General features: G+C 68.6%; 18 protein-coding genes, 4 tRNA genes and 1 pseudogene. 8 read left to right on the plus strand and 15 right to left on the minus strand.

Features of this window, described 5'->3' with window-relative positions; genetic code table 11:
• The 3 genes from tuf to WC555_RS09090 all read right to left on the minus strand — a co-directional run.
• Window positions 1–1,165: elongation factor Tu (gene tuf, locus WC555_RS09080; protein ID WP_373253001.1), on the minus strand; the 1,165-nt coding region annotated here is incomplete at its 3' end.
• Window positions 1,166–1,216: 51 nt separating this feature from the next.
• A tRNA-Gly gene (locus tag WC555_RS09085) sits at window positions 1,217–1,290 on the minus strand.
• A 76-nt stretch (window positions 1,291–1,366) separates the two neighbouring features.
• Window positions 1,367–1,450 (minus strand) — tRNA-Tyr (locus WC555_RS09090).
• Window positions 1,451–1,596: 146 nt separating this feature from the next.
• Here WC555_RS09090 and rlmB point away from each other — a divergent pair.
• Both rlmB and WC555_RS09100 read left to right on the plus strand, forming a co-directional pair.
• The gene (rlmB, locus tag WC555_RS09095; protein WP_373253003.1) at window positions 1,597–2,514 is read left to right on the plus strand and encodes a 23S rRNA (guanosine(2251)-2'-O)-methyltransferase RlmB; all 918 of its coding nucleotides are present in this window, start codon (window positions 1,597–1,599) and stop codon (window positions 2,512–2,514) included.
• A 43-nt stretch (window positions 2,515–2,557) separates the two neighbouring features.
• A complete protein-coding gene (locus WC555_RS09100) occupies window positions 2,558–3,403 on the plus strand; it encodes a TerC family protein (RefSeq protein ID WP_373253005.1) in 846 nt (281 codons plus the stop codon).
• Between the two features lie 64 nt (window positions 3,404–3,467).
• Here WC555_RS09100 and metG read toward each other — a convergent pair whose 3' ends face one another.
• Window positions 3,468–5,168, minus strand: a complete 1,701-nt coding sequence (gene metG, locus WC555_RS09105) for a methionine--tRNA ligase (protein WP_373253007.1) — start codon at window positions 5,166–5,168, stop codon at window positions 3,468–3,470.
• Window positions 5,169–5,295: 127 nt separating this feature from the next.
• The gene (locus WC555_RS09110) at window positions 5,296–6,696 is read right to left on the minus strand and encodes an MATE family efflux transporter (protein ID WP_373253009.1); all 1,401 of its coding nucleotides are present in this window, start codon (window positions 6,694–6,696) and stop codon (window positions 5,296–5,298) included.
• Between the two features lie 219 nt (window positions 6,697–6,915).
• On the opposite strand from WC555_RS09110, the gene WC555_RS09115 reads away from it, so the two are divergent.
• Window positions 6,916–8,508, plus strand: a complete 1,593-nt coding sequence (locus WC555_RS09115; RefSeq protein WP_373253010.1) for a carboxyl transferase domain-containing protein — start codon at window positions 6,916–6,918, stop codon at window positions 8,506–8,508.
• Window positions 8,509–8,725: 217 nt separating this feature from the next.
• On the opposite strand, the gene WC555_RS09120 is transcribed toward WC555_RS09115, so the two are convergent.
• Together WC555_RS09120 and WC555_RS09125 are read right to left on the minus strand one after the other, a co-directional pair.
• Window positions 8,726–9,088 (minus strand): DUF2200 domain-containing protein, encoded by a 363-nt coding sequence (locus WC555_RS09120; protein WP_373253011.1) that lies wholly within the window; start codon window positions 9,086–9,088, stop codon window positions 8,726–8,728.
• 25 nt (window positions 9,089–9,113) lie between these two features.
• A complete protein-coding gene (locus tag WC555_RS09125; protein ID WP_373253013.1) occupies window positions 9,114–9,428 on the minus strand; it encodes a hypothetical protein in 315 nt (104 codons plus the stop codon).
• A 131-nt stretch (window positions 9,429–9,559) separates the two neighbouring features.
• Between WC555_RS09125 and WC555_RS09130 the strand changes: the two genes are divergently transcribed.
• Genes WC555_RS09130 through WC555_RS09140 form a run of 3 tightly spaced genes read left to right on the plus strand, consistent with a single transcriptional unit; the run spans window position 9,560 to window position 13,540 of the window.
• Window positions 9,560–10,459: an enoyl-CoA hydratase-related protein gene (locus WC555_RS09130; RefSeq protein ID WP_373253015.1), complete on the plus strand. Its 900-nt coding sequence runs from the start codon at window positions 9,560–9,562 to the stop codon at window positions 10,457–10,459.
• Between the two features lie 18 nt (window positions 10,460–10,477).
• The gene (locus WC555_RS09135) at window positions 10,478–11,599 is read left to right on the plus strand and encodes a DUF3667 domain-containing protein (protein ID WP_373253017.1); all 1,122 of its coding nucleotides are present in this window, start codon (window positions 10,478–10,480) and stop codon (window positions 11,597–11,599) included.
• Window positions 11,600–11,635: 36 nt separating this feature from the next.
• The gene (locus WC555_RS09140) at window positions 11,636–13,540 is read left to right on the plus strand and encodes a biotin carboxylase N-terminal domain-containing protein (RefSeq protein ID WP_373253019.1); all 1,905 of its coding nucleotides are present in this window, start codon (window positions 11,636–11,638) and stop codon (window positions 13,538–13,540) included.
• A gap of 15 nt (window positions 13,541–13,555) precedes the next feature.
• On the opposite strand, the gene WC555_RS09145 is transcribed toward WC555_RS09140, so the two are convergent.
• Window positions 13,556–13,855 (minus strand): putative quinol monooxygenase, encoded by a 300-nt coding sequence (locus WC555_RS09145; protein WP_373253020.1) that lies wholly within the window; start codon window positions 13,853–13,855, stop codon window positions 13,556–13,558.
• A gap of 164 nt (window positions 13,856–14,019) precedes the next feature.
• Between WC555_RS09145 and WC555_RS09150 the strand changes: the two genes are divergently transcribed.
• Window positions 14,020–14,418 (plus strand): DUF1489 family protein, encoded by a 399-nt coding sequence (locus tag WC555_RS09150; RefSeq protein WP_373253022.1) that lies wholly within the window; start codon window positions 14,020–14,022, stop codon window positions 14,416–14,418.
• A gap of 95 nt (window positions 14,419–14,513) precedes the next feature.
• Complete coding sequence (locus WC555_RS09155) at window positions 14,514–16,364, plus strand: patatin-like phospholipase family protein (RefSeq protein WP_373253024.1); 1,851 nt, start codon at window positions 14,514–14,516, stop codon at window positions 16,362–16,364.
• 145 nt (window positions 16,365–16,509) lie between these two features.
• Here the strand turns inward: WC555_RS09155 and WC555_RS09160 are convergent.
• The 7 genes and pseudogenes from WC555_RS09160 to WC555_RS09190 all read right to left on the minus strand — a co-directional run.
• Window positions 16,510–17,049 (minus strand): annotated as a pseudogene (locus WC555_RS09160) (methyltransferase domain-containing protein); the annotation flags it as partial.
• 27 nt (window positions 17,050–17,076) lie between these two features.
• A tRNA-His gene (locus WC555_RS09165) sits at window positions 17,077–17,153 on the minus strand.
• A gap of 155 nt (window positions 17,154–17,308) precedes the next feature.
• Entirely contained in the window at window positions 17,309–18,022 is a 714-nt protein-coding gene (locus WC555_RS09170; protein ID WP_373253025.1) for a TonB family protein, read from the minus strand.
• A 12-nt stretch (window positions 18,023–18,034) separates the two neighbouring features.
• Complete coding sequence (locus WC555_RS09175) at window positions 18,035–18,472, minus strand: biopolymer transporter ExbD (protein WP_300465670.1); 438 nt, start codon at window positions 18,470–18,472, stop codon at window positions 18,035–18,037.
• Between the two features lie 5 nt (window positions 18,473–18,477).
• Window positions 18,478–19,377, minus strand: a complete 900-nt coding sequence (exbB, locus tag WC555_RS09180; protein WP_373253026.1) for a tonB-system energizer ExbB — start codon at window positions 19,375–19,377, stop codon at window positions 18,478–18,480.
• 381 nt (window positions 19,378–19,758) lie between these two features.
• A tRNA-Phe gene (locus WC555_RS09185) sits at window positions 19,759–19,834 on the minus strand.
• Between the two features lie 65 nt (window positions 19,835–19,899).
• Window positions 19,900–20,064, minus strand: coding sequence for a DNA gyrase inhibitor YacG (locus WC555_RS09190; protein ID WP_373253028.1), 165 nt, complete (start codon window positions 20,062–20,064; stop codon window positions 19,900–19,902).
• Window positions 20,065–20,066 lie beyond the last annotated feature (2 nt).

Genomic DNA, 20,066 nt, shown 5'->3' on the forward strand with positions numbered 1-20,066 from the left:
CGGCGCCGACGGTGCGGCCGCCTTCGCGGATGGCGAAGCGCAGGCCCTGGTCCATGGCGATCGGGGTGATCAGCTCGACGTTCAGCTCGGCGTTGTCGCCGGGCATGATCATCTCGACACCTTCCTTGAGGTGCACGATGCCGGTCACGTCCGTGGTGCGGAAGTAGAACTGCGGGCGGTAGTTGGTGAAGAACGGGGTGTGACGGCCGCCCTCTTCCTTGGTCAGGATATAGGCCTCCGCCAGGAATTTCGTGTGCGGGGTGATCGAACCCGGCTTGCACAGAACCTGACCGCGCTCGACGTCCTCACGCTTGGTGCCGCGCAGCAGCACACCGACGTTGTCGCCCGCCTGGCCCTGGTCCAGCAGCTTGCGGAACATTTCCACGCCCGTGCAGGTCGTCTTCTGGACGGGGCGGATGCCGACGATCTCGACTTCCTCGCCGACCTTGACGATGCCCTTTTCGATCCGGCCCGTGACCACGGTGCCGCGGCCCGAGATCGAGAACACGTCCTCGACCGGCATCAGGAACGGCAGGTCCAGCGGACGCGCCGGCTGCGGAATGTAGTCGTCGACCGTCTGCATCAGCTTCAGCACCGCCTGCTCGCCGATCTCCGGGTTCACGCCGTCGGTCGCGGCCTTGGCCGAACCCGCCGTGATCGGAATGTCGTCGCCCGGGAACTGGTACGACGAAAGCAGCTCGCGCACTTCCATCTCGACCAGCTCAAGCAGCTCGGCGTCGTCGACCAGGTCGACCTTGTTCAGGAACACCACCAGCGCCGGCACGCCGACCTGACGGGCCAGCAGGATGTGCTCGCGCGTCTGCGGCATCGGGCCGTCGGCGGCCGAAACCACCAGGATGGCGCCGTCCATCTGCGCCGCGCCCGTGATCATGTTCTTCACATAGTCGGCGTGGCCGGGGCAGTCGACGTGCGCATAGTGACGGGCCGCCGTCTCATACTCGACGTGCGCCGTGTTGATCGTGATGCCGCGCGCCTTCTCTTCCGGAGCCGCGTCGATGTCGGCGTAGTTCATCGCCTTGCCGCCGCTGGCCTTGGCCAGAACCATCGTGATCGCCGCCGTCAGCGTCGTCTTGCCGTGGTCAACGTGACCAATCGTGCCGATGTTGCAGTGCGGCTTGTTACGTTCGAACTTTTCCTTGGCCATGGCCAAAACTCCTGTGGCCCGGGAAGGGGCGATTGGTCAGCTTAAGAATTCTGGAGCGGGTAGACGGAATCGAACCGACATATTCAGCTTGGAAGGCTGCTGTACTACCATTGTACTATACCCGCACGGAGACGGCCTCGGGCCCGGAAGCCTTTGACCGCCGACCCGATATGGGGTCCGGACCTTCGTTTCGAAACCGCGTGGTGGGGGAAGCAGGACTCGAACCTGCGAAGCTTACGCAGGGGATTTACAGTCCCCCCCCTTTGCCACTCGGGACATTCCCCCAGCGCGTTTTCGAACCGTTGGACCGATGCCTCGCCGACCTTTCGGTCGTCGAAACAACAAAAGCTCTCGGTGTCCTGCGTCGCCTGGTTTAGGAGGGGCGCCAGACCCGAAAGCCCTCAGGGCTCCAAATCGGAGGGCGTCTTATAGTGTCGAGAAATCCAGAACGCAACGACCGGAAATCGGGCAAAAAACCGGTCTTCGGCGACAAGTCCGCGCCCCGCTCCGGCGGGCCCGGAGCGGGCGCCAAGGGACCCTCCGCGAGCGGCCCCGACCGCGGCGGCTGGAACCCCAACCCCAAGCCGAAGAGCTTCAATGATTCCGCGCCGCGCCCGTCACGGGCCAAGGCGGACGCCGACAATTTCGTCTGGGGCCGTCATCCGGTGCTCGCGGCCCTGGCCAATCCGGCCCGCAAGGGCATGGGTCGGCTGCTCGCGACCGCCGACCGCGCCGCCGAGCTTGAGCGCGATCAGGCGGCCCACGGCCACAAGATCGAGATCATCGAGGTCCAGGCCCTCGACCGCATGCTGCCGCCCGGCGCCGTGCACCAGGGCCTGGCCTTCAAGGTCCAGCCGCTGGAAGGCGTGACGCTGGAGGACATCGCCGGAGACGGCGGCGTCATCGTCATGCTGGACCAGTTGACCGACCCCCAGAACGTCGGCGCCATCTTCCGCTCGGCCCTCGCCTTCGGGGCGAAAGGCATCGTGGTCCAGGACCGCCACTCCCCCGCCCTCGCCGGCGCCCTGGCCAAGGCCTCGGCCGGCGCGACCGAACGCCTGCCCTGCGCCCGCGTCACCAACCTCAGCCGCGCGCTGGAGACGCTGGCCGATATGGGCTGGCGCGCCGTGGGACTGGACGGGTCGGCCGAGCTGACGCTGGAACAGGCGCTGGACAATCGTCCGACCGTGCTGGTCATGGGTTCGGAAGGCGACGGCATCCGCCGTCTGGTGGCCGAGCATTGCGACGTGCTGGCGAAGATCCCCATGCCGGGCGGCTTCGAAAGCCTGAACGTCTCCAACGCGGCGGCCGTGGCGCTTTACGAGGCCAACCGGAAGCAGACCGGCTGATCCGGCATTGATGCCCGGCTGATCCTGTCCTAGAGCCCCGCCCATGGAATTCCTCTCGTCTCCCGAACTCGCCAGCCAGGCCACCGCCCTCGGCCAGGTGCTGATGATCGACCTGGTGCTGGCCGGCGACAACGCCGTCGCGGTCGGCCTCGCCGCCGCCGCCCTCGCGCCCGAGCAGCGCAAGAAGGCGATCCTGATCGGTCTCGCCGCCGCCGTCGTGCTGCGCATCGGCTTCGCCCTGATCACCGTGCAACTGCTGGCCATCATCGGCCTGCTGCTGGCGGGCGGCATCCTGCTGCTGTGGGTCTGCTGGAAGATGTGGCGCGAACTGCAGGAGCAGCGCACCCACGACCAGGCCGAGGCCGAGGCCGAGCTGGAGACCGCCCTGTCCGCCCACCACGGCGGCGGCCCGCCCCCCGAGGCCCTGGGCCTCAAGCGCAAATCCTTCGGCGCCGCCCTGCTGCAGATCATGATCGCCGACGTCACCATGTCGCTGGACAACGTCCTGGCCGTCGCCGGCGCCGCGCATGAGCATCCGTGGATCATGGTCTTCGGCCTGATCCTGTCGATCGCCCTGATGGGCGTCGCCGCCACCTTCATCGCCAAGCTGCTGACGAAGCACCGCTGGATCGGCTACGTCGGCCTGGTCATCGTCCTCTATGTCGCCGTGCACATGGTCTGGGACGGCGCCCGGTCGGTGATCGTGCGGACCGAGCGGATGGATGCGTTCAACGCCTCCGCCCCGGCCTTCCTCGACATCAGCGAGGAAGAGAAGGCCAAATATCTGAAGGGCGTCAGCGGCGAAGAGACATCGGCGCCCCCGACGGGGCTGCCGGCCGGCCCGGCGGATGCGCCGCCGCCCGCCGCGGTGGTCCCGCCGGCGTCCTGATCCGAAAAAGGCCCCGGAGCGATCCGGGGCCTTTTGCTTCTCGTCGTCCGTTCGGCGCGCCGGCTCAGGCCCCGCCGAACCGCTCCGACCATTCGGCGACCTGGGCGTCCTCGATCTTGGTGAACAGCACCCCGGCCGCCGCCACCGTCTGGCCGCGCGGCAGGGCGTCCAGCAGCGGCTCGTCCGCCGTCGGCCAGCTCAAGTCCGTGGCGCCCACGGCCGCGCCGATCCTCACCGCCGAGTTCGGCATCACCGGCGCGGCCAGACGGGCGAACAGGGCCACCAGGTTCAGCCCCGTGCGCACGCCCACGGCGGCCCGATCCACATCGGTCTTGAAGGCGGTCCAGGGCGCCGCCTCCTGCAGATATTCATTGCCCAGCACCCAGACGGCGCGCAGGGCCACGGCCGCCTTGCGGAACTCCATGGCCTCGAACTGCGCCGTCGCCTCGGCGATGCCGGCGCGCAGGTCGGCCTCCAGCTTCGCCTCCAGCGGTCCGGGCTCCCCGGCCTCGGGCACGACGCCCTCGAACTTGCTCTCCGCGAATTTGACGATGCGGTTGACGAAATTGCCCAGCACGTCGGCCAGGTCCTTGTTGGTCGTCGACTGGAACTGCTCCCAGGTGAAGGCCGCGTCCGAATGCTCGGGGCCATAGGCCGTCAGGTGCCAGCGCCAGTAGTCGGCGGGCAGCAGCTCCAGCGCCTGGTCCATGAAGACGCCGCGCTTCTGGCTGGTGGAGAATTTGCCGCCGTACCAGTTCAGCCAGTTGAAGGCCTTCAGCGTGTCGACCGTCTTCCACGGCTCGCCCGATCCCAGAATGGTCGCCGGGAAGCTGACCGTGTGGAAGGCGACATTGTCCTTGCCCATGAACTGGACGTAGCGGACGTCGTCGGCGCCCTCGTCCGTCCGCCACCAGTCGCGCCAGGTCCCGCCCGTCGCATCGGCCCATTCCTCGGTCGCGCCGATGTATTCGATCGGGGCGTCGAACCAGACATAGAAGACCTTGCCCTCCATGCCGGGGCGCGGGCCGCCGTCGGGGCCGACCACCGGCACGCCCCACTTCAGATCGCGGGTGATGCCCCGGTCGATCAGCCCCTCGTCGAGGTGTTTCAGCGCGATGGATTTCGCCAGCGTCTGCCAGTCGGTCTTCGAGTTGATCCACGTCCGGATGCGGTCGGCCAGTTTCGTCTGCAGCAGATACAGGTGGCGGGTGTCGCGCACCTCGAGGTTCCGCGAACCCGACACCGCCGAATAGGGATCGATCAGGTCGGTCGGGTCCAGCAGCCGGCCGCAGTTGTCGCACTGGTCGCCGCGCGCCCCGACATGGCCGCAGTGCGGACAGGTGCCCTCGACATAGCGGTCGGGCAGGAAGCGGGCGTCGTCGACGGAATAGATCATCCGGTCGACCCGCTCCTCGATCAGCCCGTTCTTCTCCAGGGCCGCCGCGAAATGCTGGGTCAGGCGCTGGTTGGGCGCGTTCGAGGAGCGGCCGAACCAGTCGTAGCTGAGGCCGAAGGCCTGACCCGCCGCCCTCTGGACCTCGTGCTGCTCGTCGCAATAGGTCCGCACGTCCTGCCCCGCCGCGGCGGCGGCCAGCTCGGCCGGCGTCCCGTGCTCGTCGGTGGCGCAGATGTAGAGCACCTCATGGCCCTGGGCCCGCTTGAAGCGGGCGTAGACGTCCGCCGGCAGCATCGAGCCCGCCAGATTCCCCAGATGCTTGATGCCGTTGATGTACGGCAGGGCCGAGGTGATGAGGATGCGGGACATGGAAGCCGGGGGCCAGGGATTAGGGATTAGGGATTAGGGATTAGGGATCAGGAATAGATCACGGTTAGTGGCGAGTGCGGGCGGACATCGCAACCCCGGCGCCTCCCAATCCCTAATCCCTAATCCCTCATCCCTCATCCCTCGTCCCTACGGGCAGCCGCCGCGCCACCCTGACGAACCGCCCCGTCAGCAGCGCCGACGACACCAGGCTGGCGATGATCACGGCCCAGACGAGGCCGTTGACGCCGATCTCGTGCGCGAACCACCAGCCCAGCGGCATCATGATCAGGCTGTAGGCCGCGAAATGCATGATTGTCGGCCACCAGACGTCGCCCGCCGCGCGGTTGGCCGAGGCCGAGACCACCTGGATGCCGTCGGCGACGAAGAACAGGGTGGTCAGCACGAGCGCCGGGATCACCACCGCCAGCAGCGCCGGATCGCGGTTGTAGGCGCGGGCGATCAGCGGCGCGCCGGGCCAGACGACCAGGGCCACCGCCAGCGTCAGGGCGATGACCACGCCGATCCCCACCAGCCCGGCCCTCAGCACGCCGCGCCCGTCCCGCGCCCCGTAGGCGCGGCCGACCAGCACCGCCGTCGCCGACGACAGGCCCATCGGGACCATGAAGACGATGGCCGAGACGTTCAGCACGATGGCCCAGGCCGAGGTCTCGATCGCGCCCAGCTGGCCGGCGATGAAGGTCATGGCGGCGAAGGCGCCGACCTCGATGAAGTAGGAACTGCCCGCGCCGTAGCCGACCTTGCGCTGCTCGCGCTCGTCGGCCCGGTTGCGCGCCGGGCGGCGGAACACGCCCAGCGCCCGCGCCTCGGGCAGACGGACGATGTAGACGATCAGGAACACCGCCAGCGACGTCCGCGCGACAAAGGTCGCCCACGCCGACGCCACGGCGCCGTCGATCCCCAGACCGAGGATGTCAGGCACCAGCAGCAGGTTCAGGGCCAGGTTCAACCCGTTGGCGATCCACATGGCCCACATGCCCGCGCGCGGCCGGTGCAGGGCCTCGAGGAAGAACTGCGCCGCCACGCTGACCAGATAGCCGGGCATCGACAGGGCGAAGACCACCAGCACCGGCGAGGCGCCCTCGCCCAGGCCCGGAGCCAGACCCATGTGCTGAAGCGCCCAGGGGCCGATCAGGATCAGGCCGATCATCGAGATCACGCCCAGCTGCAACGAATAGGTCACGCCCCGCCGCAGCACGCCGCCGACCTCGCCGCGCCGGCCCTGACCGATCAGGCGGGCGGTCATCACCTGCACCCCCATCATCAGGCCGACGGCGGTGGTGACGATGATGGCGGTCGGAGCCAGCGCCAGCGAGCTCCAGGCCAGCTCCAGGCTTGAGTAATTGCCGACCACGATCACGTCGGTCAGCCCCATGGTCATGATGCCGATGCGCGCCAGCACCACCGGCCACGCCAGGTGCAGCAGCTCGCGCAGGGTCGTCCGGGTCTGGGTGTTGAAGCCGATCATGGGACGGGCGACAGGCCACGGCGGCGGTTGAAGGTCAACCAAGGAAAATCGATCAAGCCATAAGCGCGCCCGCCTCTCCCTCCCCTCGGGGGGAGGGACGGCGAGCCCCCGGGGCGAGCCCGGGTGGGGAAGTGCGAACCTGCCGCGGTCCGCGCCTGTCGCTGAACTTCCCCACCCGGACCGCTGCGCGGTCGTCCCTCCCCATGAAGGGGAGGGAGAACGCTTCTTCCCCACCGCCATGAACCACCCTAAACCAGCCCCATGCCCAAGCTGACGTCCGCCATCGATCCGCACAGCCCCGCCTTCAAGGCGCTGGACGCCCACAACCGGGCCCTCCGCGACGAGCTCCGCGCCAGGGTCGCCAAGGCGGCCCGCGGCGGATCCGACGCCTCCCGCGATCGCCACGTGTCGCGCGGCAAGCTGCTGCCCCGCGACCGCGTCGACCGGCTGCTGGACCCCGGCTCGCCCTTCCTCGAGATCGGCCAGCTGGCGGCGGACGGCATGTATGGCGACGGCGCGCCCGGCGCGGGCATGATCTGCGGCGTCGGCCGGGTCTCGGGCCGCGAGGTCATGATCGTCGCCAACGACCCGACGGTGAAGGGCGGCGCCTATTTCCCGATGACGGTGAAGAAGCACCTGCGGGCCCAGGAGATCGCCGAGCAGAACCGCCTGCCCTGCGTCTATCTGGTCGATTCCGGCGGGGCCAACCTGCCCCACCAGGCCGAGGTCTTCCCCGACCGCGACCATTTCGGCCGCATCTTCTTCAACCAGGCCCGGATGAGCGCGAAGTCGATCCCCCAGATCGCCTGCGTCATGGGCAGTTGCACCGCCGGCGGCGCCTATGTCCCCGCCATGTCGGACGAGAGCGTCATCGTCCGCAACCAGGGCACCATCTTCCTGGCCGGCCCGCCGCTGGTGAAGGCCGCCACGGGCGAGGTCATCTCGGCCGAGGAGCTGGGCGGGGCCGAGACCCACGGCCGCCGGTCCGGCGTCGTCGACTATGTGGCCGAGAACGACGAGCACGCGCTGGAGATGGTCCGCACCATCGTCGACAGCCTGAACACGGTGAAACGCGTCGACATGGACGTGCGCGAACCGCGCGCCCCCGCCTTCGACGCCGAGGAATTGTACGGTATCATCCCCGACGATGTCCGCGCCCCCTATGACGTGCGCGAGGTCATCGCCCGTCTGGTCGACGGCTCCGAGTTCGACGAGTTCAAGGCCCTGTACGGGACCACGCTGGTGTGCGGCTTCGCCCGCATCTGGGGCTATCCTGTCGCCATCCTCGCCAACAACGGCGTGCTGTTCTCGGAAAGCGCGCTCAAGGGCGCCCATTTCATCGAACTGGCCTGCAAGCGGAAGATCCCGCTGGTCTTCCTGCAGAATATCTCGGGCTTCATGGTCGGCGGCAAATACGAGGCCGAGGGCATCGCCAGGAACGGGGCCAAACTGGTCACCGCCGTGGCCTCGGCCGAGGTTCCCAAATTCACCGTCCTGATCGGCGGCAGCTTCGGCGCGGGCAACTACGGCATGTGCGGCCGCGCCTTCGGGCCCCGCTTCCTGTTCACCTGGCCCAACAGCCGGATCAGCGTCATGGGCGGCGAACAGGCCGCCGCCGTCCTGGCCACCGTCCACCGCGACGCCGACAGCTGGACCCCGGAACAGGCGGAAGCCTTCAAGGCGCCGGTGCGCCAGAAGTATGAGGACGAAGGCAATCCGTACCACGCCACCGCCCGCCTGTGGGACGACGGGATCATCGATCCGGTCCAGACCCGCGACGTGCTGGGCCTGGCCATCAGCGCCTCGCTGAACGCCCCGATCCCCGAGACGACCTTCGGCGTGTTCAGGATGTAGTGCCTTGTCATCCCGGCCGAAGCGAAGCGGAGAGCCGGGACGGCTTCGCATGGAACATGATCGGCCCGGAAGCTGCGCAGCGGCTATCCGGGCCACAGGTCGGTGCGATGGCCGCCTGTCTCCCGGATAATCGCAGGCGATTTCCGGGAGCCCGCCACAAAGCGGCGCACTCGGTCCCGGATAAGCGCTGCGCGCTTTCCGGGATGACAAGGACCCATCACTCCTTCCGCAACACCTTCTCCATCGCCTTCCCCTTGCTCACCTCGTCGACCAGTTTGTCGAGCTGGCGCAGCTCGCGCATGAACGGGTCCTCGATCTCCTCGACCCGATAGCCGCAGATCACGCCGGTGATCAGGAAACGGTTGGGGTTCATCGCCGGCGCCTCGGCGAAAAAGGTCTCGAAATCGGTCTTCGCCGCCAGCAGCGCCTCCAGCTGATCCTGCGAATAGCCGGTCAGCCAGCGGATCACCGCGTCCACCTCGGCCCGCGTGCGCCCTTTCCGCTCCGCCTTGGCGACATAGTGGACATGGACGCTCGCCACGCTCGTCCGGCGGATGCGGTCGGCCGCGCTGGTCGCCATCATCCTGACTCCCAACCTTCGGCGATCAGAATCGGGTCGATCCCGTCCGCTCGTCCACCGCCCAGCGATGCGAGTCCGGCCCGAACGGCAGGTCGAACAGATGCGGGGCGCCGCTGTCGGGATCGGGATGGACGTGCAGTTCGAAGGCCGACAGCAGGGCGCGGCGGGCCCGGTCGGCGGCGAGGCCGTTCAGCCCCTTGCGCTGCAGGATCCGGCCGATGACCACGTCGCGGTGGGCGGCTCCGCCCTGATCCACCAGCTGCTGCCGGATTTCGGCGGCCAGCTTCGCCTTCGCGGGCGTCAGGCGCGACGGTCTGCGGTTTCGCGGCGCCTGCGCCATCTCAATCCCCGCTGGCTTGCGTTTGGCTTTTCCACAATCAAGTCCCGTGCGATGGGGCTGTCAAGGAACGCGGCTTCGCTGCCAATCGGCGAGCGATGCGTTACAGTCGAATATCCCCAAGGACGCGACCCATGACCGACAAGCCCACCGAAGCCGACCTCAACGCCCTCGACATCACCGACGCCGAGGCGGCCGAGATCAACGCCATCGCCCATCCGCTGCTGGCCGATCCCGCCCCCGACGCCAATGACGATCTGGTCCAGATCGATTCCACCGCCGACGGCGTCGTCTTCGTCACCATCAACCGGCCGGACAAGCGCAACGCCTTCGACGCCCCGACCGTCGCCGCCCTGTACGAGGCCTTCGAGACCCTGCAGGGGGCCGACAATGTGCGTCTGGTCTTCGTGCGCGGCGCGGGCGGCACCTTCAGCGCCGGCGCCGACCTGGGCTGGATGCGCGATGCGGCGGGCTGGTCGGAGGGGGACAACCGCGACGACGCCATGGGTCTGGCGAAGATGCTGAAGGCCCTGCACGAAGTCCCGGCCCTGACCTGCGCCATCGTCGAGGGCGCGGCCATGGGCGGCGGGGCCGGAATCGTCGCCGCCTGCGACATGGCCGTGGCCGTCGAGGGAACCCGCTTCGGCTTCACCGAGGTCAAGCTGGGCCTGATCCCCGCGACCATCGCCCCCTATGTCGTCGAGGCCGTCGGCGCCCGCCGCGCGCGCCAGCTGTTCCTGTCGGCCAATATCTTCGACGCCGACTATGCGGCCCACGCCGGCCTGATCGACATGGTCCTGCCCGAGGGCTCGGTCGACGAGTTCGTCTCCATGCTGACCGACAGCATCAGCGAGAACGCCCCCGGCGCCATGGGCGAGGCCAAGCGGCTGGTCAACGACGTCGTCGGCCAGAAGATCGACCACGGCCTGATGGAAGAGACCGCCAAACGCATCGCCCGCGCCCGCGTCTCGGCCGAGGGTCAGGAGGGGGTGCGCGCCTTCCTCGAAAAACGTAAACCGGCCTGGGCTCAGTAGGAATCAGGCGGGGGATCGATGTCGGGCGAACTGGAAACGGCGGCGCTGGCGTCGGGCGGCGGCTGGCTGAAGTGGAAGCGTGAGCACGCCGACATCCCGCCGGGCACGCCCTGCGCCAACTGCGAGACGCCGCTTCAGGGGACGTATTGCCACGTCTGCGGCCAGCTGGCCGAGGACTTCCATAAGTCGGTCTGGAAGCTGACGGTCGAGGCGGTCGAGAGCCTGCTTCACCTCGACGGCCGTCTGTTCAAGACCCTGCCCGCCTTGTTCAAGCGGCCCGGCCGGCTGACCCGCGACTATCTGGACGGCAAGCGCGCCTACCAGGTTCAGCCGTTCCGGATGTTCCTCGTCATCCTGCTGGTGGTGATCTTCGCCGGGCACTGGGCGACCACCACCAACGCCCACCGCGCAGAAGCGCGCGGCGACACGACGAACACCCAGCTGAACATCGTGGGCCCCGGCGGGCGGGCCGACGACCCCGCCGCCCGCGCCGAGGCCAGGGCCCGGATCGCCGCCGACACGACCATGAGCGACGGCGAGAAGGCCATGGCCCTCGCCGCGCTCGACCGCGACTGGATCAAATTCAGCCGCTCCGTCAGCGACGCCGCCGCCGGAGACGTCGCCGCCCGGTCCGGAACGCTGGAGGAAGACCGGATCCGGGTGACATCCGCCGTCGCCAACGACACCCAGCTGTCGGCCATGCAGCACTGGGCCCAGACCCGCTACGACGCCGTCAAGGACGACCCCGAGCGGTTCGCGCTCCTGCTGGAGATCTGGGGCCACCGCATCGCCATCCTGGCCCTGCCCGTGTCAGCCCTGATGCTGACGCTGTTGTTCGCCTTCAATCGCCGCTTTTATGTCTTTGATCACCTTGTGTTTTCGATGCACTCCCTATCGTTCCAGATGCTGTTGCTGATCGTCATCTTCCTGCTGTCGATGCTCATCGGGGGTGCGGCGTGGTGGCTTTTGGTGGCCTCGCCCGTGCATTTGTTCCTGCACATGAAGGGCGCCTATCAGCGCAGCACGATCGGCACGCTGGCGCGGATGTTTGTGCTCTTCAACCTGACCACCATCACCTTCAGCCTGCTGGCGGTTCTCTGGCTCTACCTCGGCTTCAATGAGATGTCCGGCGGGCATTGAGTGGCCCCGTCGCGCGACAGCGGCTAGAGAGACCCCATGTTCAAATCCGTCCTGGTCGCCAATCGCGGCGAGATCGCCTGTCGCGTCTTCCGCACCGCCCGCCGCATGGGCATCCGGACCATCGCCGTCTATTCCGAAGCCGATGCGAAGGCCCTGCACGTCCGTGAGGCCGACGAGGCCGTCCTGATCGGCCCCGCCCCGGCGCGCGAATCCTATCTCGACGCCGCGAAGGTTCTCGCTGCCGCGAAAGCCACGGGGGCCGAGGCCATTCACCCCGGCTACGGCTTCCTGTCCGAGAACGCCGACTTCGCCGAGGCCGTGACCGCCGCCGGCCTGGTCTGGATCGGCCCGCCGCCCGCCGCCATCCGCGCCATGGGCCTGAAGGACGCGGCCAAGACCCTGATGATCGCCGCCGGCGTCCCCGTCACCCCCGGCTACCAGGGCGAGGACCAGTCAGAAGCGACCCTGACCGCCGAGGCCGCCCGCATCGGCTATCCCGTCCTGATCAAGGCCGTCGCCGGCGGCGGCGGCAAGGGCATGAAGCGCGTCGACCGGCCTGAGGACTTCGCCGCCGGCCTCGCCTCCGCCCAGCGCGAGGGCCAGTCGTCCTTCAGCGATCCGCGCGTGCTGATCGAGAGCTACATCACCCGCCCCCGCCACATCGAGGTGCAGGTCTTCGGCGACCGGCACGGAAACGCCGTCCACCTCTACGAACGCGACTGCTCCCTGCAGCGCCGCCACCAGAAGGTGATCGAGGAGGCGCCCGCCCCCGGCATGGACGCCGCGACCCGCAAGGCCGTCACCGACGCCGCCGTCCGCGCCGCCCGCGCCGTGAACTATGAGGGCGCCGGCACCATCGAATTCATCGCCGACGCCTCGGACGGGCTCAAGGCCGACCGCATCTGGTTCATGGAGATGAACACCCGGCTGCAGGTCGAACACCCGGTCACCGAGGCCGTCACCGGCGTCGACCTGGTCGAATGGCAGTTCCGCGTCGCCGCCGGCGAGCCGATCCCGCTGAAGCAGGCCGACATCCCCCTGAACGGCTGGGCCATGGAGGCGCGCCTCTACGCCGAGGACCCCGCGCACGGCTTCCTGCCGAGCATCGGCCGGCTCGACCATTTCGTCATGCCCGAGGGAATTCGCGTCGACACGGGCGTCGAGGAAGGCGGCGAGGTCAGCCAGTTCTACGACCCGATGATCGCCAAGCTGATCGTCCACGCCGACACCCGCGAGGAAGCCGCCGACGCTCTCGCCATCGCCGCCGGCGAGGTCGAGGTCTGGCCGGTGAAGACCAACGCCGCCTTCGTGATGAAATGCCTGGATCATCCGCGCTTCATCGCCGGCGACGTCGACACCGGCTTCATCGCGGCCGAGGAAGCCGATCTGGCCGCCTCGTCCCTCTCGGCCCTGGGCCTCGAGGACGCCGCCCGCTTCCTGCGCGCCGCCGACGCCCCCTCCGCCGGCGACGATCACGCCAGCCCCTGGGACGGCTGGAACGGCGTCGTCGGTTTCCGCGCCAACGCCCCCGCCACCACCACCCAGCGCGTCATCGTCAACGGCCGGCCGCACGACGTCCCCCTGCTGACCAACGAACAGCCCGTCACCAGCTATGTCGCGCTGTCGGCGGGCAAGGGCGTCGTCTTCGAGAACGGTTCGGCCTTTGAAATCCGCGCCTTCACCCCCGCCGGCGCCGGGGGCGGAGCCGCCTCCGACGGATCACTCCGCGCGCCCATGCCCGGCAAGATCGTCGCCACGCCCGCCAGGGCCGGTGATGCCGTGACCAAGGGCCAGCCCGTCGTCGTGCTTGAGGCCATGAAGATGGAGCACGCCCTCGTCGCCCCGTTCGACGGCGTCGTGGCCGAGGTCGCCGTCACGGTCGGCGATCAGGTCACGGACGGAACGGTGCTGGCGAGAGTGACGGCAAGCGACCCGACATAATTCCGCGGCTGGAGTTCAGCCCTGAACCAGCCCCACACCGCCCACCGGCGCGGTCACGACAGCGTCCTCGAACGTCGCGATCAGCGGCATCCCCCGGCGGATCGCCTCCTTCACCGTCGGGACCTGCAGCGAGGCCCGGTGCGCGGCCACGTCGGTCCAGACCTCGGTGACCCAGATGGCCGTCTCGTCCGCCGGATCATGGGCGACGATGTAGCTGAGACAGCCCGGCATCGTTCCCAGGCTCTCCAGCAGGATCGCGGTCAGGGCGTCGCGCTGGCCCGCCAGGGCCGTCATCTTGCCGATCAGTCCATACATCGAAGTCACTTTTCCCCTGGCCAGGACCGGAGGCGCGAGGCCGGGACAGGCCAGTCCGGCCGCCCCCGCCAAAACGATCCGTCGATCCCTTCGCATGGCGATAAATCTACGCCGGATTCGCGGCCAGGTCTCCCGCGTCGCCCGGATGATGCTAAAGCCCCCGCATGCCTCTCCACATGATCAAACTGTGTGTCGGCGTCGCCAAGGTCGAGACGCTGGAGCGCCGCGCCGCCAAGGGCCAGTGGCTGACGGTCAACACCCGGATGACGCCCAAGCGCGCGGCCGAACTGGAGGACGGCGGCTCGCTGTTCTGGGTCATGAAGGGCTCGGTCACCTGCCGCATGCCGATCCTGGACATCACCACGAAGGGCGAGGGCAAGGACTCCCGTTGCCTGATCAAACTGTCGCCCGACGTCATCCGCACCGCGCCCCAGGCCCGCAGGCCCTTCCAGGGCTGGCGATACCTCGAGCCGAAGGACGCGCCGATGGACCTGTCGACCCTCGACGCCGGCGAAGTGCCGCCGGAGCTGGCGAAGCAGTTGCGCGAGATGGGGGCGTGGTAGGTTGTAGGGGCTAGGTTCTAGGGATTAGGGGCGGATACTGCGACCATGGCCTTTGTCGATTCCCTACCCCCTGGAACCTAGCCCCTAGAACCTGCATGCCCGCTCCGCGCTCCGACCGGCTGGAAGACGCCCTGCACCGCATCTTCGAGGGCGGCAAGACCACGCGCGCCAGTTGGTTCGCCCTGACCGGCGGCGAGATCCTGTTCGCCGAGGGCGACGCGGCGGACACCCTGTATCTGCTGCGCAGCGGCCGCCTCGGCGTCTTCCGGCGCGATCACGACGAGGATCGTCCGCCCCAGTTCGTCGGCGTCATCCGCCCCGGCGAGCCCGCGGGCGAGATGGCCATGCTGGCCGGCACGGCCCACACCGCCGACGTCGTCGCCCTGCGCGACTGCGAGGTCCTGGCCCTGCCCCGCGACGCCTTCTTCGAGGCCGCCCGCACCGAGCCCGACCTGATGGTCGAGCTGTCGCGGCTGATGATCCAGCGGGCGCGGGACCGCCGCTCCGGTGGCGGCGAGCCCAGCGTGTTCGGCTTCGTCTCCGCCCGCCCCCGCCCGATCCGCGCCTTCGTCGAACGCATCGCCGCGGCCATCGAGGCCGACGGCTTCACCTGCCAGGTCATCGACCATTCCGCCCTCGCCTCGGCCGCCGAATGGTTCAGCCGCGTCGAGGACGCCCATGACTTCGTCCTCTATGTCGCCGAGCAGGACGAGCCCGCCTGGGCCGCCCTGTGCGCCCGTCAGGTCGACCGGGTGTTCGTGGTCGGCAACGGCCTGCTGGCCCCGCCCAACCGGCCCATGCCCCACGCCGGCGTGCTGGACGCCCAGCGCCGCACCGACCTGATCCTGCTGCGCGACCCGCGCATGCCCCGGCCCGCCAACACCGCCGTCTGGCTGGACGCCGTCCAGCCGGGACGCTGGTTCCAGTGCGTCGAGGGCGACCAGGCCGACGCCGACCGCATGGCCCGCGTCGTCACCGGCTCGGCGGTCGGGGTGGTCATGTCGGGCGGCGGCGCCCGGGCCTATTCCCACATCGGCGCGCTCAGGGCGCTGAAAGAGGCGCGCGTGCCGATCGACTTCGTCGGCGGATCCTCGATGGGCGCGGTGATCGCCGCGGGTCCCGCCATGGGGTGGACGCAGGAAGAGCTGGAGGCGCGCATCCACAAGGCCTTCGTCGAGAGCGACCCCCTGTCGGACCTCGCCTTCCCCATGCTGGCCATGACCCGGGCGCACAAGGTCGACCGGCTGCTGCTCGAAGCCTATGGCGACGTCGACCTCGCCGACCTCGTCCGGCCGTTCTTCGCCGTCTCGACCAATCTGACCAGCGGCAAGATCGAGGTGCACCGGCGCGGGCTGATGCGCCGGGCCATCCGGGCCTCGATCGCCATTCCGGGCCTGCTGCCGCCGATCGTCATGGACGGCCAGGTGCTGGTTGACGGCGCGGTGCTCAAGAACCTGCCGACCGAGGTCATGCGCCAGATGCACAGCGGCCCGATCATCGGCATCGACATGTCGGAAGCGCGCGGCGTCGATCCGGCCCTGATCGAGCATCCGCCGTCGATCTGGCGGCTGATCGCCACCGGCGCCTGGCGTCGCGGCCCGCCCATCGTCTCCATCCTGATGCGCTCGGCGACCCTGACCACGGACGCGGATATCGAGAGCTCGCGCGCGGCGACCGACATCCTGATCCAGCCCACCCCGGACGGGCTGGATATCCGCGACTGGAAGGGGTTCGACGCCGGGGTCTCCGCCGGCTACGACGCCACCCACGAGGTCCTGGCCCTGCTGGACCGGCCGGTCACCGCCCTGCGCCGCCGCCGCTCGATCAGCGACGTCGCGCCACCAGAAACAGCCGTGGAAACGGCAACAGCGTCGCCCCGTCCGGACCTGCTGGAAAGGCTTCGGCGAGGCGCGCGCCGAGGGCGGAAAGAAAAGCCTCGCGCCTGACCGCGTCCTCCGCCAGGACCGACAGATACGGCCGCAGGGCCGTGCCCTTCATCCATTCCAGCACCGCGTCCGGCCCGCCCAAGACGTGCAGATACGTCGTCGACCAGATGTCGATTCCGGCGCAGTCCGCGGCCAGCAGGGCATGGTAGGCCTCCGCCGACAGCAGGGGCGCGATCGTCCCGACACCCGCCAGACGGTCGGTCCACGGCCCCTGCCCCGCCACCTCCCGCATCAGGGTGTGATGGCGCGTCCCGTGCGCCATCGGCATCTGCACGGCGAGGACCCCGCCCGGGGCGAGGGCCTGCGCCAGACGCGGAAACAGCGCCGCGTGGTCCGGAAGCCATTGCAGCGAGGCGTTGGCGAAGATCAGGTCCGGCGCGACCTCGGGGGTCCACACCGAAAGATCGCCCGGCCGCCAGTCGATGTCCGGGTCCTTCGCCCGGGCCTGCTCCAGCATGGCCGCGCTGGAATCCAGTCCGTGGACGGCGGCCTCCGGATGGCGGCGCTTCAGCTGGATGGCGTGCTGACCGGCGCCGCAGCCCAGGTCCCATATCTCGCGCGGCGCAAGGTCGGGCGGAAGACGCGCCAGCAGGTCCCGGGCGGCGCGGTCGCGCTCGGCCTCGAACCGTTGGTACTGCAGGGGATCCCAGCCGGGGCCGGGGGGCTGGCGGGACGGGCCGGTCATGCCGCGAACGCCTCCACCAGGTGAGGATGGTACCGCCTCTCAGGCTTGAACTGAGGACCTCCGGTTCCACAAACCGGCGCTCTAACCAACTGAGCTAAGGCGGCGCAATCAGCGCGAGGGGCGTATCTACCGGGACAGCCCCGCCCGATCAAGCGACCGGACGGGATTATTCACGCGCGGCCGCCTCGCAAAGGCGCGCGCAACGAAAAACGCCCCGGAGGCTGACCTCCGGGGCGTTCTCTTGTCGTGTCTTCGAGCGTCACTCCGCTGCGCGGTAACGCTGCACCCATTCGACCCGGGCGCCGACCGCCGCACCATCGACCGTACGCGGTGAAACGCGCGATCTGCGGGCTGCGGCCAGAGCGGCCTGGCCGAAGCCTGCGCCGGCCGGGTCTTCCGACTTCACCTGACAATCGGTCAGGCTGCCGTTCGGTTGAACCACACAGCTCACACGAACCGTTCCGCTCTCGATGCCGCGCGACATAGCGCGTTCCGGGAACTCGCCGGTGACCTGACGGGCCCAGCTCGGGTTGGTGATCACCGACGGCCGCGGCGGAGCCGGCGGAGCCGGAGGCGGCGGCGGTCCGGGGACGATCACGGGCGGACCCGTATATTCGACCCGGTCCTCCTTCTTCGTCGGCTCGACCGGCAGCGTCACCGGAGGCGGCGGCGCGTTCGGAACGATGACCGGGGGACGCACCTGCAGCTTGGGCGGCGGGGGCGTGTCCGGCGGAGGCGGCGGAGGCGGCGGCGGCGGCGGCGGGATCGGCTCGATGATCTCAACGTCGACGGCGTCGTCGGAGTAGTTGATTTCCTTCAGCTTGAACCGCGCATTGATGAAGTAGAAGGCCAGCACGGCGAACAGCAGGGCGACGATCAGCAGGCTGATCAGCAGGACCCCTGGCGGCACCCCGAACAAACCCTTCGGCTTCGGCGCGTCGTACCTTGAGCGGTGATATTCAATGTCTGTCATGGTTCACCAGCCTCACTGCGGCGCATTGTCTTCACCCACCAGGGCAACGCTGTAGAAGCCGTTGTCCTGCAGCGAGTTCATGACCTGCATGAAATCGCCGTAGCGGGTGCCGCGGTCGGCGCGGATGAAGATCCGCTCGTCCGCAGGATTGCGTCGACCGATCTGCCCCGTCAGTTCGGGACCGATCTGTTCCAATTCGACCGGGAAGTCGCCGAGATAGGCCCGACCGTTGCTCGTGATCGAGATGTAGATCGGGACCGGCGGGTTCGTCTGAGGCGGAGCGACTGCCGTTGGCAACTTCACTTCCACGGAGGGGGTCGCCAGGGGCGCCGCCACCATGAAGATGATGAGCAGAACAAGCATGATGTCCACGAACGGCGTGACGTTGATCTCGCTGTTCTGCTCGACGTTGTACTTGCCGCCGCCGCCGCCGGAGAGTTTGGCGGCCATCTGGCTTACGCTCCCTTGTCGAGGTTACGCGAGATGGCGTTGGTCAGCTCGGCCGAGAAGCCGTCCGAGCGGGTGCCGTACGCCGAGATGCGGGTGTTGAAGTAGTTGTAGAAGATAACGGCCGGGATGGCGGCGAACAGGCCGATACCCGTGGCCAGCAGCGCCTCGGCGATGCCGGGGGCGACGACGGCCAGGTTGGTCGTGTTGGTGTTCGCGATGCCGATGAACGAGTTCATGATGCCGTAAACGGTGCCGAACAGACCGATGAACGGACCGGTCGAACCCACCGAGGCGAGGAACTGCTGGCCGCCCGAAAGGCGCTTGGCCAGGCCGGCCTGAACGGCGGCGACGGCTTGTTGCGAGCGCATCAGGGCCGAGTCGGCGTGATCGCCGGTGACCGAAAGGCCCGCCTGACGCGACAGCTCGATTTCGTCGGTCGCCGCGGCGGCCATGTCGGCCAGCGGGTTGCCGTCGAACTCGTCAGCCGTGGCCACGCGACGCATGTCGGCGATGGTGCGGGTCTGGCGGAAGGATTCCAGGAACTGGTCGGTCTTGCGGTTCAGCGAGCCGAACTCGAAGATCTTGATGAGCAGCAGGACCCAGGTGAAGACCGAGGCGAGCAGAAGGCCCACCATCACGGTCTTAACGACCGGGTCGGCGTCCATGAACATGCTGGCCGGCGTCATCTTGCCGTGGTTTTCACCACCGACGACGGCGGGTTCGGCGTCAGCCGCCGGAGCGGCGGCGGGAGCGGCCGGGACGGCGGCGGCGTCAGCGGCCGAAGCAGCTGCGGCGGCGGCGGGGTCGGCTGCGGGGGCATCCTGCGCGAGAACCGGCGTACCAGCCATAAGGACGGCGGCGCCGGCCATGGCCAGGAGGATGTTGGTTTTCTTGATATCGAACATAGTTCGCCAGTTCCTGCTGTGTTGGTCTGACTGTGGAACCCAAAAGAAACGGCCGCAGACGACGACCGCTCTCGATGAAATTCTCGCTCGCAGCGACAGGGTTAAGGAACCCCGGACTGCGGAACGCCTGCTGACGCTTCCGGTTGCCAAATGGCTTCCGGCGCGGCGTCGACGGACCGGGAAACTGTTTTCCCCTCCCCGCCGACCGCCCGCAAAGGAAAGCGGTCAAGCTCCTTTGGCGAACGCATACCAGAGCGTCAAGTGCGGGACGGCGCTTTTCCCCTCGCGGGGGAGCCAACGCCCCGATCACTGAAGATCAGGGCCGAAAGCGACAATTTCATGATGGCGGCGGGCGCCGCCCCGGCGTCGACAAGGGGGCGATGGTGCCTGGGGGCGGATTCGAACCACCGACACGTGGATTTTCAATCCACTGCTCTACCAACTGAGCTACCCAGGCGCACACGACCGCGGCGCGGAGGCGGCGTCTATAGGCGAGCGGTTCCGGGGTGTCCAGCCGTCAGATCAGTCTTCTTCCGGGTCATCCATCGGCACGTCGCCGCCGCTGTCCGGCAGGACGTATCCGCCGGTGAACCAGCGCTGCAGATCGACGTCGGCGCAACGCTTCGAGCAGAACGGCGTGTATTTGGCGTCCGCCGGGTGGCGGCGGCAGATGGGACAGGTCGCCATGG

Source organism: Brevundimonas sp. (assembly GCF_041648615.1).
In the GTDB taxonomy this organism is placed as follows: Bacteria; Pseudomonadota; Alphaproteobacteria; order Caulobacterales; family Caulobacteraceae; genus Brevundimonas.